Annotated in this window: 13 protein-coding genes; 5 read left to right on the top strand and 8 right to left on the bottom strand. The window is 43.5% G+C overall.

Going from position 1 to position 14009, the window contains the following annotated elements; genetic code table 11:
- Positions 1-16: 16 nt before the first annotated feature.
- A complete protein-coding gene (locus tag BMW86_RS02970; RefSeq protein WP_143056466.1) occupies positions 17-1273 on the bottom strand; it encodes a hypothetical protein in 1257 nt (418 codons plus the stop codon).
- A 249-nt stretch (positions 1274-1522) separates the two neighbouring features.
- Between BMW86_RS02970 and BMW86_RS02965 the strand changes: the two genes are divergently transcribed.
- The 3 genes from BMW86_RS02965 (at position 1523) to BMW86_RS02955 (ending at position 3877) form a co-directional block, all read left to right on the top strand.
- Entirely contained in the window at positions 1523-2263 is a 741-nt protein-coding gene (locus BMW86_RS02965) for a glycosyltransferase family 2 protein (RefSeq protein WP_089778813.1), read from the top strand.
- Between the two features lie 5 nt (positions 2264-2268).
- The gene (locus BMW86_RS02960; protein WP_089778811.1) at positions 2269-3060 is read left to right on the top strand and encodes an O-methyltransferase; all 792 of its coding nucleotides are present in this window, start codon (positions 2269-2271) and stop codon (positions 3058-3060) included.
- A 67-nt stretch (positions 3061-3127) separates the two neighbouring features.
- Entirely contained in the window at positions 3128-3877 is a 750-nt protein-coding gene (locus BMW86_RS02955) for a carboxylesterase family protein (RefSeq protein WP_218149105.1), read from the top strand.
- A 64-nt stretch (positions 3878-3941) separates the two neighbouring features.
- Here BMW86_RS02955 and hemL read toward each other — a convergent pair whose 3' ends face one another.
- From hemL to hemA, 7 genes are read right to left on the bottom strand one after another with little or no spacing between them, the layout of a single operon-like run.
- The gene (hemL, locus tag BMW86_RS02950; RefSeq protein ID WP_089783535.1) at positions 3942-5228 is read right to left on the bottom strand and encodes a glutamate-1-semialdehyde 2,1-aminomutase; all 1287 of its coding nucleotides are present in this window, start codon (positions 5226-5228) and stop codon (positions 3942-3944) included.
- A 15-nt stretch (positions 5229-5243) separates the two neighbouring features.
- Positions 5244-6215 (bottom strand): porphobilinogen synthase, encoded by a 972-nt coding sequence (gene hemB / locus BMW86_RS02945; RefSeq protein ID WP_089778807.1) that lies wholly within the window; start codon positions 6213-6215, stop codon positions 5244-5246.
- Between the two features lie 19 nt (positions 6216-6234).
- Positions 6235-7146, bottom strand: coding sequence for an oxygen-dependent coproporphyrinogen oxidase (hemF, locus tag BMW86_RS02940; protein WP_089778805.1), 912 nt, complete (start codon positions 7144-7146; stop codon positions 6235-6237).
- Positions 7143-8171, bottom strand: a complete 1029-nt coding sequence (gene hemE / locus BMW86_RS02935; protein WP_089778803.1) for a uroporphyrinogen decarboxylase — start codon at positions 8169-8171, stop codon at positions 7143-7145. Before hemE ends, hemF begins: the two co-directional genes overlap by 4 nt.
- A 5-nt stretch (positions 8172-8176) precedes the next feature.
- A complete protein-coding gene (locus BMW86_RS02930; protein WP_089778801.1) occupies positions 8177-8848 on the bottom strand; it encodes a uroporphyrinogen-III synthase in 672 nt (223 codons plus the stop codon).
- On the bottom strand, positions 8838-9752 hold the full coding sequence (hemC, locus tag BMW86_RS02925) for a hydroxymethylbilane synthase (RefSeq protein ID WP_089778799.1): 915 nt from the start codon (positions 9750-9752) through the stop codon (positions 8838-8840). Before hemC ends, BMW86_RS02930 begins: the two co-directional genes overlap by 11 nt.
- A 3-nt stretch (positions 9753-9755) precedes the next feature.
- Entirely contained in the window at positions 9756-11009 is a 1254-nt protein-coding gene (gene hemA / locus BMW86_RS02920; protein WP_089778797.1) for a glutamyl-tRNA reductase, read from the bottom strand.
- Between the two features lie 231 nt (positions 11010-11240).
- Here hemA and hemH point away from each other — a divergent pair, with 231 nt between their 5' ends.
- A complete protein-coding gene (gene hemH, locus BMW86_RS02915) occupies positions 11241-12272 on the top strand; it encodes a ferrochelatase (RefSeq protein ID WP_089778795.1) in 1032 nt (343 codons plus the stop codon).
- A gap of 10 nt (positions 12273-12282) precedes the next feature.
- Positions 12283-13611 carry a protoporphyrinogen oxidase gene (gene hemG, locus BMW86_RS02910; RefSeq protein WP_177189137.1) on the top strand — a complete coding sequence of 443 codons (1329 nt, stop codon included), beginning with the start codon at positions 12283-12285 and terminating at the stop codon, positions 13609-13611.
- Positions 13612-14009 lie beyond the last annotated feature (398 nt).

Here is a 14009-nt window from a genome sequence, read left to right as displayed (position 1 = left end):
AATAATATAAGCCAGACTAGAAAATCCTATATCTGTATTTAATTTTATCCGTATTGTTATACAGTTCTTTTATGTTGATAGAAGCCTGTATTTCTTTCACTGCTTCATCTTTCAGGTTACGGAACTCACCTTGTTTGGCATCAATGACACTCTTATCAGCTAATCCGTTATCCTGTGCTATTTTCAATGAGCTGTTTACTTTACCATAATAAGAATCCAGTAAAGTAAAATATTCATTATAAAGATTCTCGAAACGTTTGGTTTGCAGGATCAGATCTTCCAGCTGGTTATTCACCTCTTTCAGATTTGGATTCTCACGCAGTAATGCTTCGTAATCTATCTTTTTACCCTTGGTATATTTGGTTTCAAGATCATTGAAAAACACCACTACTTTTTCCTTTTTGAAATCAAAGAAGAAATCGTTCAGCGTTTCACCAATAGATTTATTACCACGTTGAGGTAACTGGTATTTCAATGCACTGGCAGTGAACATGATATGATCATACAGATTATCATGTAACAGATTCAGCTGATCTTTATTGAAATTCAAACCATATTCAAACTTCTGATTGGCATCGTTCAACGCACTGTAATACACTACGTATTTATTCAGCTCTTTCTCAAACTCTTTTAAAGTTTTCTGATTGATCTCTTTATTATTCACACTTACACTGTGCAGGAAGTTCATCACAGAGTTAGCAATAGCCAAAGGAGGCGTTAAAGAAGTGAAACTCTGAAAGATAGGGCTGGCAATAATGGATTTGGTAGACTCTACGATCTTACCGTTCTTCTCATCTTTATCAGCTTTACCTTTTAACACTACTTTTTCTACCAGCTCCACGATACGATCGCTCAGTGAAAAGCCCAGTTCTTTACTTTCCGGGTTATTCAGGGAAGTGATGAATACGTCGAGGTTATTGGTAGTAGTACGTGATTTCAGGTCAATGATCTTTTTATTCAGCAGGTAATATGTTTCGCTGGCATATACGATGTTGTTCCTGATCAGTTCATACTTAGTGATATTGTCAATTTCGCGACCCTGTAATAATCCCTGAATGGCATTGGAATTCTGTTTGTCGCTGTCTGTAATACGTTGTAATTCATCAACAATTCTCCTGAGTGTGGTGTCGGCGGCCCTCACCTGAGGCATGACAGTCTTTAATTCGTTGTTAGGGTCCTGTACTTTAGTAGGTTCCTGTGCGTTGGCCAGTTGAAAACCAGTAAGGAAGATCAATAGTAATGTCAGATATCTCATCATAGATTTTAAATGCATGTTGTTGCCTGGTTTAAGTGCAAATTCATTCACTGTAGGGTGCGACTTCTTAGGTAGGCTGGTAAATACACAGCCCCCAGTTTCGACCTGTAAGTGTTTTTTGCATGCTATGCACGCATTTCAATAACAAAAAGCTAAGAAAATATGGTGCCAAAAAACTTTCCGGTGCAAAGATAACAATTTATAATAAGTTGAAATTGTCAGTCTTTCAACTACTTTATTACCTTTGCAGCCAAATTATCCACTTTCATGTTAAATAATAAGAAGATAGTGGTGGTATTGCCGGCATATAACGCAGCTCTAACACTGGAAAAAACTTACCTGGAGATACCAATGGATATCGTGGACGACGTGGTACTGGTAGATGATGCCAGTAAGGACGAGACGGTAAATGTTGGTAAACAGCTGGGTATCAGGCATATTATCCGTCACGATAATAACAAAGGGTATGGTGGGAACCAGAAATCATGCTATAACAAGGCATTAGAGCTGGGCGCTGATATTGTAATCATGTTACACCCTGATTATCAATATACTCCCAAGCTGATCATGGCTATGAGCACCATTATTGCCAACGAAGTATACCCTGTTGTGCTGGGTTCCAGGATTCTGGGCAAAGGCGCCTTAAAAGGTGGTATGCCGGGTTATAAGTACGTATTTAACCGTTTCCTCACCCTGGCTCAGAATATCCTCATCGGGCAGAAACTGAGTGAATATCACACCGGTTACAGGGCTTTCTCCGGAGAAGTACTGAGGGATATCGACTACATGGCCAACAGTGACGACTTCATCTTTGATAATGAGATGTTATCACAGATTTTCATGAAAGGATACGAGATAGGAGAGGTAACCTGCCCTACCAAGTATTTCGATGAAGCTTCCAGCATTAACTTCAAACGCAGCAGTATTTACGGATTAGGGGTATTGCGTGTATCATTACAGCACCGTTTACATAAATGGGGACTGATAAAAGCAAAAATCTATAATTAACCCTTATGGGCTTACAGTGGGAATTAGCTAAGAAATACCTGCATTACTATTTTACTGCCGGCAACCGCCATGATGTGCATTCTCCCTTTGTATATACACTGGTAGATGAGATTCTGCGCGATAAAAAGAAACCGGCAGCCTTTAAGGAAATTGAACAGGTACGCAAGTCCCTGCTGAAAAGTGATGAAACCTTACAGGTAACAGACCTGGGTGCTGGTTCCCTGATAAACAGTGGTACAGAGCGGAAAGTGAGAGATATTACCCGTAACGCAGCCAAACCTGCTAAGTACGGCCAGCTTTTTTACAGGCTGATCAAATATTATGAACCGGAATACCTGCTTGAGCTGGGTACTTCTATGGGCATGTCTACCTCTTATATGGCTAAGGCCGATCCCACTGCCAAAGTGATCACGATAGAAGGATGTCCTAACATTGCTGCCCGTGCAGCGCAGAATTTCAAGGCTTTACAGTTACACAATATCAAACAGTATATAGGCAACTTTGATACGGTATTACCCACCGTATTAGAGGATGTTCCCAGGCTGGACTATGTATATATCGATGGTAATCATCGTTCTGCACCAACATTACAATATTTTGAACAGTGCCTGGGCAAAGCGCATAATGAGTCCCTGTTTATCTTTGATGATATTCACTGGACACCGGATATGGAAGCAGCCTGGCATACCATACAACAGCATCCAAGGGTCACCTTCACCATAGACCTGTTTTTCATAGGACTCGTATTTTTCCGTCCGGACATGAAAATCAAACAGCATTTCATACTGAAGTACTAGGTTATTATTATCTTGGGAAAAACATTCCATGATGAAAACGCTTTGTTACCTATTTATCTTTCTGTGTATGCAGTTGTTTGCACAGGCACAGGATTACAGTGCTTATAGCCACGAAACATATATTCATAACGGAGATACGCTGCGCTACCGTATGCTCGCTCCTCTCAATTATGATATCCACAAGTCTTATCCGCTGGTAATTTTCCTGCATGGTGCAGGAGAAAGAGGCAGTGATAATGCTGCCCAGTTATTACACGGTGGGAGTTTATTCCTGCAGGATTCCCTGCGCAGTCAATATCCTGCTTTTGTGATCTTCCCGCAATGCCCTTCGGATTCTACATGGGCACCTCTTCATCTGAACAGGGACAGCAACGGTAAAGTAACAGGACTGGCATTCCTGGAGACTGATCGTCAGCCAACTCCCGGACAGTTAGTAAAGTCGCTGGTAGACAGCCTGTTAAGTACCCATAAAATAAACAGTAAAAAGGTATACATCGGTGGATTGTCTCTCGGTGGTATGGGAACATTTGATTTGCTGGCCCGTTATCCGAAAGTATGGGCAGCAGGTTTCCCTATCTGCGGAGCAGGGGATGCAGCAAGTGCTAAAAAGTTTGCAAAGATACCTGTATGGATTTTCCATGGTGGTGCAGACCCTGTAGTACCGGTTACTTTTTCTCAGGATTATTATAAAGCATTAAAAGCATTACATGCGGATGTGCAGTATACAGAATATCCCGGAGTAGGACATAACAGCTGGGATAATGTTTTTGCAGAACCAGGGTTATTGAAATGGCTCTTTTCAAATACAAAGAAATAAAAATAAAACGCCCCGGCACTTGACCGGGGCGTTTCTCCACTCTGCACAGGATTTGAATTGTTAACTATTTGATGACAGATATAGCATCTTTTACAGCTGCTATTGTCTTGTCCATATCTTCGATTGTTAAAGCGTTACTGATAAACCAGCTTTCAAAAGCAGATGGCGGAAGATAAATACCACGTTCCAGCATTGCATGAAAGAAGCGTTTAAATAATTCATTGTTGGCTCCGGATGCTGCATCAAAATTAATGATAGGATATTCTGCGAAATGAACACTCAACATAGACCCAAGGTTATTTACCTGATGAACAATGCCTGCTGCACTTAATGCGGATTGTATTCCACCTGACAGATAAGCTCCTTTTTCCGCCAGCTGCCGGTATATATCCGGGTTTTCGTCCAATGTCTTTAGTAAAGTATATCCTGCTATCATGGCAATCGGATTGCCGCTCAAAGTTCCTGCCTGGTATATCTTACCAACAGGTGCTACATGTTGCATAATTTCACTGCGTCCGGCAAAGGCGCCCACCGGCATACCTGCGCCAATAATCTTGCCAAAGGTAACCAAATCTGCTTTAATATTAAACAGTTCTTGTGCACCACCTCTTGCCAACCTGAAACCTGTCATTACTTCATCAAAAATCAGCAGGATATTATTGGCATCACATACCGCACGCAAGCCTTCCAGGAAGCCCGGCTGTGGCAGGATACAGCCCATGTTACCTGCTACCGGTTCTACGATGATAGCTGCAATCTGGTCTGGAAATTCTGCTACCAGTTTTTCTACTGCCGGTAAATTATTATAAGGGGCTGTCAGGGTGTCTGCTGCAACGCTTTGCGTAACACCCGGAACAGATTGTATATCAAGTGTAGCCACACCACTTCCTGCACTCACTAAAAATGCGTCTGCATGACCATGATAATTACCTTCAAATTTGATGAATTTATTGCGGCCGGTAAATCCTCTTGCTACTCTTAAAGCAGACATACAGGCTTCCGTTCCTGAATTCACCATACGTACCTGATCTATGTTAGGCACCATGCGCACAATCAGTTCTGCTATCTGTGTTTCCAGCTCCGTAGGGGCGCCGAAAGAAGTAGAGTAGGTGGCATATTCCTGAATCTTTTTCACCACTGGTTCATATGCATGACCCAGGATCATAGGACCCCATGAATTGATGTAATCTATGTAGGTGTTGCCATCTACATCATACAGGTAAGCACCTTTGGCGCTCTTCATGAAAATGGGCGTACCGCCTACACCTTTAAACGCACGCACCGGTGAATTAACGCCACCCGGGATAACTCTTTGTGCCCTCTCAAATAATGTTTTACTCAGATTGTACATGGTGTTCATTGTATTTTATGATTGCAATAACCGCACCGCATCTTTTGCAAAATAAGTAGCTGTCAGATCTGCACCCGCACGTTTGATGCTGGTCATGATTTCCAGGATCGCTTTATCTTCGTCCAGCCATCCCATTTTAGCGGCTGCTTTCACCATTGCATACTCACCACTTACATGATAAGCACTTACCGGTACTGTTACACGATCTTTGATGATCCTGATAATATCCAGGTAAGCCAGCGCTGGTTTCACCATCACGATATCTGCTCCTTCCTCAATATCCATCAGTGTTTCCTTGATAGATTCGCGGGAATTCGCATAATCCATCTGGTATGTTTTCTTATCTCCGAAACCAGGTGCAGAATCCAGTGCATCACGGAAAGGCCCGTAGAAGCAGGATGCATATTTGGCACTGTATGCCATAATGCCAACGTTGGTAAAGTTATTCTGTTCAAGGGTATTACGGATAGATAAAATTCTGCCGTCCATCATATCGCTGGGTGCTACAAAATCTGCTCCTGCTTCTGCATGGCTGAGGCTCATGCGCGATAGTACTTCTACTGTTACATCATTCACGATCTGTGTGCCTTCTACAATACCATCGTGGCCGTAGGTAGAGTAGGGGTCCAGCGCCACATCCGTCATCACTATCATCTCGGGAATGGCATTTTTTATGGCTTTAATGGCACGTTGCATTAACCCATCAGGGTTTACTGCTTCCGTTCCTTTATTATCTTTTAATTCATCCGCGCATTTGATAAACAGCAGTACACTCTTAATTCCCATGCTCCACAGTTCTTTCACTTCTTTTACGGTGAGGTCCAGCGAATGGCGGAAATAACCTGGCATTGAACTGATCTCTTCTTTCACATTCTCTCCTTCAACGATAAATAAGGGAGCGATAAAATCGCCGGGCCTTAGTATGGTCTCTGCTACCATCGCACGGATGGCCGGAGATGTCCTCAAAATCCTGTTTCTGCGTATCATGATTTGTATTTTATGATGGTTATACGGCCCATTCCCTGGGCTTGAGATATTCTTCCAGTTTGGCTTCCGGGCTACCGGGTACTGTATGATAATCATACTCCCAGCGGGCTCTCGGAGGCAGGCTCATTAAAATAGATTCTATCCTTCCGTTCGTCTTTAAACCAAACAAGGTTCCTCTGTCATGGATCAGGTTAAATTCTACATAACGTCCGCGTCTGTATTCCTGCCAGTCTTTCTGAGCAGCTGTATAAGGAAGATCTTTTGTTTTATTTACTATAGGCAGATAAGCGTGTATAAATGCTTCTCCGTTTGCTTTAGCAAAGTTGAAGAGATCTTCTGCAGTACGTTCTGCTGTCGGGCGCAGATAATCGTAAAATATACCACCTATTCCTCTTGCTTCGTTATTACGATGTTTGTTTACAAAGTATTCGTCGCAATGTTTTTTATAGAGAGGATATAATTCTTTTCCGAAAGGATCGCAGGCATTTTTAAATGTCTGATGAAAGTGAATACCATCTTTTTCATCCAGGTAATAAGGGGTGAGATCTGCTCCGCCACCAAACCAGCTGTCTTTCAGATTACCCTGTTCATCATACAGTTCAAAGTAACGGAAGTTAGCATGAACAGTAGGTACAAAAGGATTGATGGGATGGATGACCAGTGATACGCCACAGGCCATGAACTGAGCTTCGGTTACACCAAACTGTTTAGCCATCAGTTCAGGCAATTGTCCATGTACAACAGATGTATTTACACCACCTTTTTCAATCACAGCGCCATCTGCGATGACGCGGGAAATACCGCCACCACCACCGGGGCGTTCCCAGCGGTCTTCACGGAATTTCGCTTTCCCGTCCACTTCTTCCAATGCAGCACAGATCTCGTTCTGTAACCGCTGTATCAGCGCTATAAAGTTCTCTTTGATACTCATTTATATTCCTTTACAGTATCCACAAATGCTCTTGCATGATCTACAGGCACATTCGGCAGAATACCGTGACCTAAGTTAGCAATGTAGCGATGGTTACCAAAACCGGCCATCATTTCCTTCACGGCTTTTTTAATTTCCGGGATAGGAGCCAGTAATTTGGCTGGGTCAAAGTTACCCTGTAAAGTAACGTCGTTACCGGCAAACTGTCTTGCACGCTGAGGCTGTATGCACCAGTCGATTCCCAGGCAGTTAGCACCTGTTGCTGCCATTTCTTCCAGTGCAAACCAGGCACCTTTGGCAAATACGGTTACGGGAGCCGCATCTTTCACAGCAGCAACAATCTGCCGCATATAATAGAGGGAGAATGTTTCAAAGTCCTGCGGACTTAATAACCCTCCCCATGAATCAAATAGCTGTACACAGTCGGCCCCTGCTTCTACCTGTGCTTTCAGGTAAGCAATGGTGGTATCTGTGATCATCTGTAACAGTTTATGTGCTACAGCAGGTTGCTGATAACAGAATGCTTTGGCAGCATCAAATGTTTTAGAGCCTTTACCCTGAACCATATAACACAACAGTGTCCATGGAGAGCCGGCAAAACCGATCAGGGGTACAGCGCCATCCAGTGTTTTTTTCGTCAGGCTCAGTGCATCAAATACATAGTGTAATGTATCCTTTACATCAGGTACTACGAGGCGTTTCAGGTCTTCTGCACTTTTGATAGGGTCTGGTAATACCGGGCCTGTTTTTTCTATCAGCTGCACTTCCATCCCCATTGCCTGTGGAACAACCAGTATATCTGAAAAGATGATGGCTGCATCTACACCTACCTGGTATACCGGCATCACAGTGATTTCGGTAGCCAGTTCGGGTTTCATACAACGTTCGAAGAAGGAATATTTTTCCCGTAATTTAATGTAATCAGGCAGGTATCTGCCAGCCTGACGCATCATCCATACAGGTGTACGTTCTGTTGTTTCTCCGCGTAAAGCTTTCAGCAAAAGGTCATTCTTCAATGCACTCATTTGTATCAGTTGATGTTGTTAAAATAAGATATAGCCGTTTGTAGCATCTGCGCTGCCGAAGGTACATCCGGATTGGTAATAATTTTATTGGTAGTATATTCTTTTAATGTGGCAGCAGTGGTATTACCGATAGCAAAACAGACTGTGTTTGCAGGTAATGTGTTCACTGTAAAATAACTTCTTACGCCACTTGGACTGAAAAAGAAAATGCCGTCATAAATGTTTGTTGTAACCGCTGGCACTTCTATCGTTTCATAGACAACTATTTCCTGTACATTGATATGGTGTTGATGTAACAGGTCGGGCAGCTCGTTCCGGCGTATATTACCACAGAAGAAAACAACATCGCTGATATTGCCCTGTTCTATGATATGGGTTGCCAGTGTTGCAGCATTGGAAGCAGTAGCTGTTACCTGCGCATCCGGGCGTCTTGCCAGTAAGGCTTCCAGTGTGGCTCCACCCAGGCAGAAGATCTGCCAGCCTGGATGTATCAGCCGTACATTATTCACTGCATTTGCGCTGGTAAATATGACTACACTGTTTTCCGGTACGCTGTATGTAGCAGCAACGGGCTGTATGTGAATGAACTGAGCAACTGTAATATCCATACCTTGTTCTGCTGCTGCTGCGAGCAGTGACAGAGGTAATTCTTTCGTACTTAAGATGCTAACCTGCATTTCTTATCTGTGCTACGATTTTATCGCCGCCCTGTGCCAGGATCTTCTCAGCTGCGCTGATACCCACTGTGGCCGCCTGTGCCAGGCTGGCCTCTTCCTGTATGGACAGGAGTTCCGTACCGTCAAGACTGCATAATTCTCCGGAGAAAATAATGGTATTATCTTCAATGAAAGCATAAGCACTGATAGGAGTGGTACATCCGCCCATGAGCGTACGTAAAAAATCCCTTTCAATACGTGTGCATAATGCAGTTGTTAAATCATTTAACGGAGAGCATGCCTGTCTGCAATAATCATCTTCTCCACGGCATACCACTACTACTGCACCTTGTGCAGGAGCAGGCAGCATCCAGTCTAATTCTATTGAATTTGCAGGGCGTACACCGATTCTTTCCAGTCCGGCAGTAGCAAAGATGGCACCATCCCAGTTCTCTGCTGCTAACTTCTGCAAACGGGTATTTACATTCCCGCGCAGGTTATGCAGCTGATGCTGAGGATATTTACGTAACCATTGCGCTTTGCGTCTTACACTGCTGGTAGCAATATTTGCTATGGTATTATCAAGAAAAGAAAGATCATTTTTATATACCAGTAAATCCTTTACAGGACCTCTTTCCAGCACCGCAGCCTGTACGATACCTTCCGGTAATTGAGTAGGAACATCTTTGAGAGAATGTACGGCAATATCTATGCGGCCGTTCAGTAAGGCGATGTCAAGGCTTTTGGTGAAAATACCCTGTACTCCTATTTCATACAGCGGAGTTACCAGGTCGATATCTCCTTCACTTTTGATGGGCACCAGCACAGTGGTATAACCCTGTGCTTCCAGCAGGTCTTTTACCTTATTTGCCTGCCATAAGGCCAGCTGACTTTCCCTGGTACCTATCCTTATCTCTTTGTTCATGTTTTATTCCTGGTTAACGCCTGTCTCAAAAATATCGTTGATCATCGCAATGTACTGATCGCTCTTATCTGTTTCCTTGCGCACTTTTCCGGCCATCAGGTTGATCATTTTCTGAATGATACGGGAAGACACTGCTTCCACATCTTCCAGGTTATATTGAGCCCCGTTCTTTTGTTGTTGTATTTCTTTTGTGTGGATTTCGTGTAGTTTATCTTTTACTGCTTTCAGCACTACGGCATGTTTGCGCATCTTGTACCAGTAAAGGAACTCTGTCATATGCTCTCCGATAATTGCCTGTGCTTTAGGCACTTCCTGCAAACGCATCTGCAACGTTTCATCCTGAATCTTGGATAATTCATCCACATTGATCAGCTCTACATGTGGCAGATCATTTACTTCAGGAGCAACGTTGAATGGAATGGAGAGATCTATGATCAGTTTAGAAGATGAATTGGTGAAATGAGCAGGTAATATGGTGGGTTCAGGTGCATTGGACGCCACTAATATGATGTCTGCGGCCTGTAACTCTTCTGCCAGTTGTTCAAAAGGCGCATAACGAAGGCCATGTTGTCCTGCAAATTCTGCTGCTACAGTGGCGGTACGGTTTACGAGAGTGATTTGTTTCACGCCCAGGTAATCCATCATGTTCTTGGTGGTATTACGACCAATTTTACCAACACCTACCAGTAATATCTTTTTATTGAGGATATCCGGTACTTTATGTTCCAGTAATCTTACGGTGGCAAAGGCAACGGAGACGGTGCCGGCACTGAGACTTGTTTCGTTCTTGATCAGTTTTGATACCTGTAACACACTATTGATCAGCCTTTCCTGGAAGCCACCGAGGCAACCATTTTCTTTGGCGAATCTTGTAGCGGTACGTATCTGGCCGATGATCTCATAGTCGCCCAGGATCTGGGAATCCAGTCCTGTGCCTACCTGGTAAAGGTGCCTGATGGCTTCTTCCCCTGATTTGATGTATGAGAGCTGACTGAACAGATTGCAATCACCATCTGTTTCGCGGCAAACCAACTCTACCAGTTGTTGAGGATCTTCGGCAAAGCCGTAGATCTCAGTTCTGTTACAGGTGGAAAGCACGAACACATCATCTATGTGTATAGCTTTCGCATCTTCCAGCAAGTGCTGGTATTGTGACTGATTAATAGCAAACGATCCTCTTATAGCAGCATCTGTTTTCTTATAGTTGATACCAACGATATGAAAATGGGCTATATCTTTTGAATAACTACCCTGCATTTTATTTTATAAGCTTCCGTTTGCAAAAGTACTTGCATACAAGTGAAGAATGTCATAGAGCTGGTCATTAGTGTGTCATTTCTACCGCTGGTATCAGATACTACTGAAAAATGACTTTTATCAGTTAATGAAATGATAGTGGTTATAAACAACAACATTCTTTAATTCAACAATTGTATGACATTTGGAGCGTAATTTACTGGTTACATTTGCAGCAATTTAAAGTAAGGAATGGAAGCTAAATCTGATATAGGAATCATTTTGATGAACCTGGGTTCGCCGGATTCTACGGCTGTACCTGATGTTAAACGTTATCTCAACGAGTTTTTAATGGATGAGCGGGTGATTGATTATCCGTATCTGTTCCGTTTATTACTGATAAAGGGAATCATAGTTCCCAAGCGTGCGCCTAATTCTGCAGAAGCCTATAAAAAGATATGGTGGAAAGAAGGTTCTCCATTAGTTGTGCTGACAAAACAATTACAGAACGCTGTGCAGAATGATTTATCTATGCCGGTGGAAATAGCCATGCGATATGGGAATCCTTCTCAGGAGTCTGCCTATGAAAATCTGTTAAAGCATAATCCTGCACTGAAGGAAGTGATCCTGTTGCCATTATATCCGCATTATGCGATGTCTTCTTATGAGACAGCGGTAGAGCATGCGAAAACTGTTCATCAAAAGAAAGGATATACGTTTAAACTTACCATGGTACCGCCGTTCTATAGTGAACCGGATTACATCAATGCTATGGCAGAGAGCATGCGTCCTTATCTGCAGCAGGATTATGATCAGTTACTGTTCAGTTATCATGGATTGCCTGAAAGGCATATGAAGAAGGCCGATCCTACACATAAACATTGTTTACAGGTGAATGACTGTTGTCATGTGGATTCTCCGGCACATGCTACCTGTTATCGCCATCAGGTGTTCAAAACATCAGAGCTGGTAGCAGAGAAACTGAGTATACCACGTGAGAAATGGGCGTTGTCTTTTCAGTCGCGTCTGGGACGTGAAGAATGGCTGAAACCATATACAGCATTACGTTTGGAAGAGTTGCCTAAAGAAGGGGTGAAGAAGTTGCTGATCGTATGTCCTGCATTTGTGGCTGATTGTCTGGAAACACTGGAAGAGATTGCGATGGAAGGGAAGAAGAGTTTCCTGGAAAGTGGTGGGGATAGTTTTACGATGATCCCCTGTATGAATATACATCCTTTGTGGGTGCAGGCAGTAGTGAAATGGCTTTCTGCATTACAGAAATAAATTACCACCAGTGAAGACACAACCAGTTATTATTGCCGGCGCCGGATTATCCGGGCTTACGATCGCATATGAGCTGCAAAAAAAGGGGATTCCCTACGAGTTGATGGAGTCTGCTCCACAGGCCGGAGGAGTCGTTAAATCGCTGCATATAGACGGTTATGAGCTGGACGCAGGCCCTAATTCCATAGGTGCCACACCGGAAACAATTGCCTTCATAGAAGAACTGGGATTAAAGGATGTATTGATGGAAGCTTCAGCTGCCAGCAAAAACCGTTTCCTGGTGAGGGACGGGCAACTGCATGCAGTATCTCCTCATCCCCTTAAAATACTGCGTTCTGCATATATCAGCGGGGGCGCTAAATTCCGCCTGTTTACTGAAAGGTTCAGGAAAGCCCGCAAAACAGATGATGAAGAGTCTGTGTCTTCTTTTGTGAACCGCCGCTTCGGCAATGAAATAAACGAGTATTTATTTGAACCTATATTATCCGGTATTTATGCCGGTAACCCGGATAACCTTTCTATAAAGGAAACATTGCCTATGCTGCCCCGCTGGGAACAGGAATATGGCAGCGTAACCGCCGGATTGATGAAGAACATGAAAGCAATGGGCGGCAGGAAGATTGTTGCTTTCAAAGGCGGTAATGCGGTATTGACAGAACGCCTGCTTTCACTGTTAACTGGTCCCGTGCGTTTTAATTGTGCGGTTACAGGCATTACGAAGGGCGCTACGGATTACATCGTACAATACAATGAAAATGGCCATACGGCCATGCTAAATGCAGACAGGGTGATCTTTACGACTCCTGCCTATAATACCGGAGTGGCCATTGCTTCTTTAGATATTTCCTTATCAACAGCACTCAATAACATTCACTATCCGCGTATGGGTGTACTGCACCTGGGTTTTGGTGCAGAAGCGCTGGACAAAGTACCCGCAGGATTTGGTTTCCTGGTGCCTCATGCAGCCGGTAAACACTTCCTGGGAGCTATCTGCAACTCTGCTATTTTCCCTTCCCGGACTCCTGAAGGGAAAGCGTTGTTCACTATTTTCACTGGTGGGGCAAGGCTGGAAAAATTATTTACTGACCCAGGCAGGGAGAAACTGCAACAGACAGTGATCACTGAATTCATGTCATTACTGGGTTTGCAAACACCCCCGGAATTACAACATTTTAGTGAATGGCCGAAGGCCATTCCGCAACTGAATGTAGGACATGCGCAAATTCGTCAGCATATAAAAGCCTTTGAACAGCAGTATCCTGGTATACAGCTGGTGGGTAATTATGTGACAGGCGTTGCTGTTCCCGCTATTATACAGGCTGCAAAAGGGATTGCATAGTTAATCTGAAAATCAGATCTTTTATACAAAGGGTATTCCCGGCAGATAAATGTTTTCCACTGTGGAAAAATAACTGGCTCATGTAAAAGGCCGATTATCAGAGCACCTGCGATAATGGAACCGGTAATATACAGCAGGGCTGTGATGATCTGAGCACACACCTGTTATCCCCACAGATACAGCCAGCAGTAAGCCTTTTATACCGATATGTTCAACCCCGGGAAGGACGATGATTCCCGACTAATTTTGTTATTTTCCCGTAAAATAGTGGGGTGGATTTTTTACCAGAAACATTTACAAACACTTCAGCAGCTTTGCCAGGGACGGATTTGGCAGCTTTTTTGCGTGTACATGCAGTAGTCGCCAACAAGTAAACAGTTGCTACGTGTCCTTTTTTT

The sequence above is a fragment of the Chitinophaga sp. YR573 genome, from assembly GCF_900110995.1.
Taxonomy (GTDB): domain Bacteria; phylum Bacteroidota; class Bacteroidia; order Chitinophagales; family Chitinophagaceae; genus Chitinophaga.
The sequence above is the reverse complement of the archived record's forward strand: the minus strand, read 5'-3'. Positions and strand labels throughout refer to the sequence as shown.

Excerpts from the sequence above, each read along its gene's own strand:
- BMW86_RS02970 (WP_143056466.1), bottom strand. The coding sequence starts at position 1,273 with ATGCATTTAAAATCTATGATGAGATATCTGACATTACTATTGATCTTC.
- BMW86_RS02965 (WP_089778813.1), top strand. The coding sequence starts at position 1,523 with ATGTTAAATAATAAGAAGATAGTGGTGGTATTGCCGGCATATAACGCA.
- BMW86_RS02960 (WP_089778811.1), top strand. The coding sequence starts at position 2,269 with ATGGGCTTACAGTGGGAATTAGCTAAGAAATACCTGCATTACTATTTT.
- BMW86_RS02955 (WP_218149105.1), top strand. The coding sequence starts at position 3,128 with ATGCAGTTGTTTGCACAGGCACAGGATTACAGTGCTTATAGCCACGAA.
- hemL (WP_089783535.1), bottom strand. The coding sequence starts at position 5,228 with ATGTACAATCTGAGTAAAACATTATTTGAGAGGGCACAAAGAGTTATC.
- hemB (WP_089778807.1), bottom strand. The coding sequence starts at position 6,215 with ATGATACGCAGAAACAGGATTTTGAGGACATCTCCGGCCATCCGTGCG.
- hemF (WP_089778805.1), bottom strand. The coding sequence starts at position 7,146 with ATGAGTATCAAAGAGAACTTTATAGCGCTGATACAGCGGTTACAGAAC.
- hemE (WP_089778803.1), bottom strand. The coding sequence starts at position 8,171 with ATGAGTGCATTGAAGAATGACCTTTTGCTGAAAGCTTTACGCGGAGAA.
- BMW86_RS02930 (WP_089778801.1), bottom strand. The coding sequence starts at position 8,848 with ATGCAGGTTAGCATCTTAAGTACGAAAGAATTACCTCTGTCACTGCTC.
- hemC (WP_089778799.1), bottom strand. The coding sequence starts at position 9,752 with ATGAACAAAGAGATAAGGATAGGTACCAGGGAAAGTCAGCTGGCCTTA.
- hemA (WP_089778797.1), bottom strand. The coding sequence starts at position 11,009 with ATGCAGGGTAGTTATTCAAAAGATATAGCCCATTTTCATATCGTTGGT.
- hemH (WP_089778795.1), top strand. The coding sequence starts at position 11,241 with ATGGAAGCTAAATCTGATATAGGAATCATTTTGATGAACCTGGGTTCG.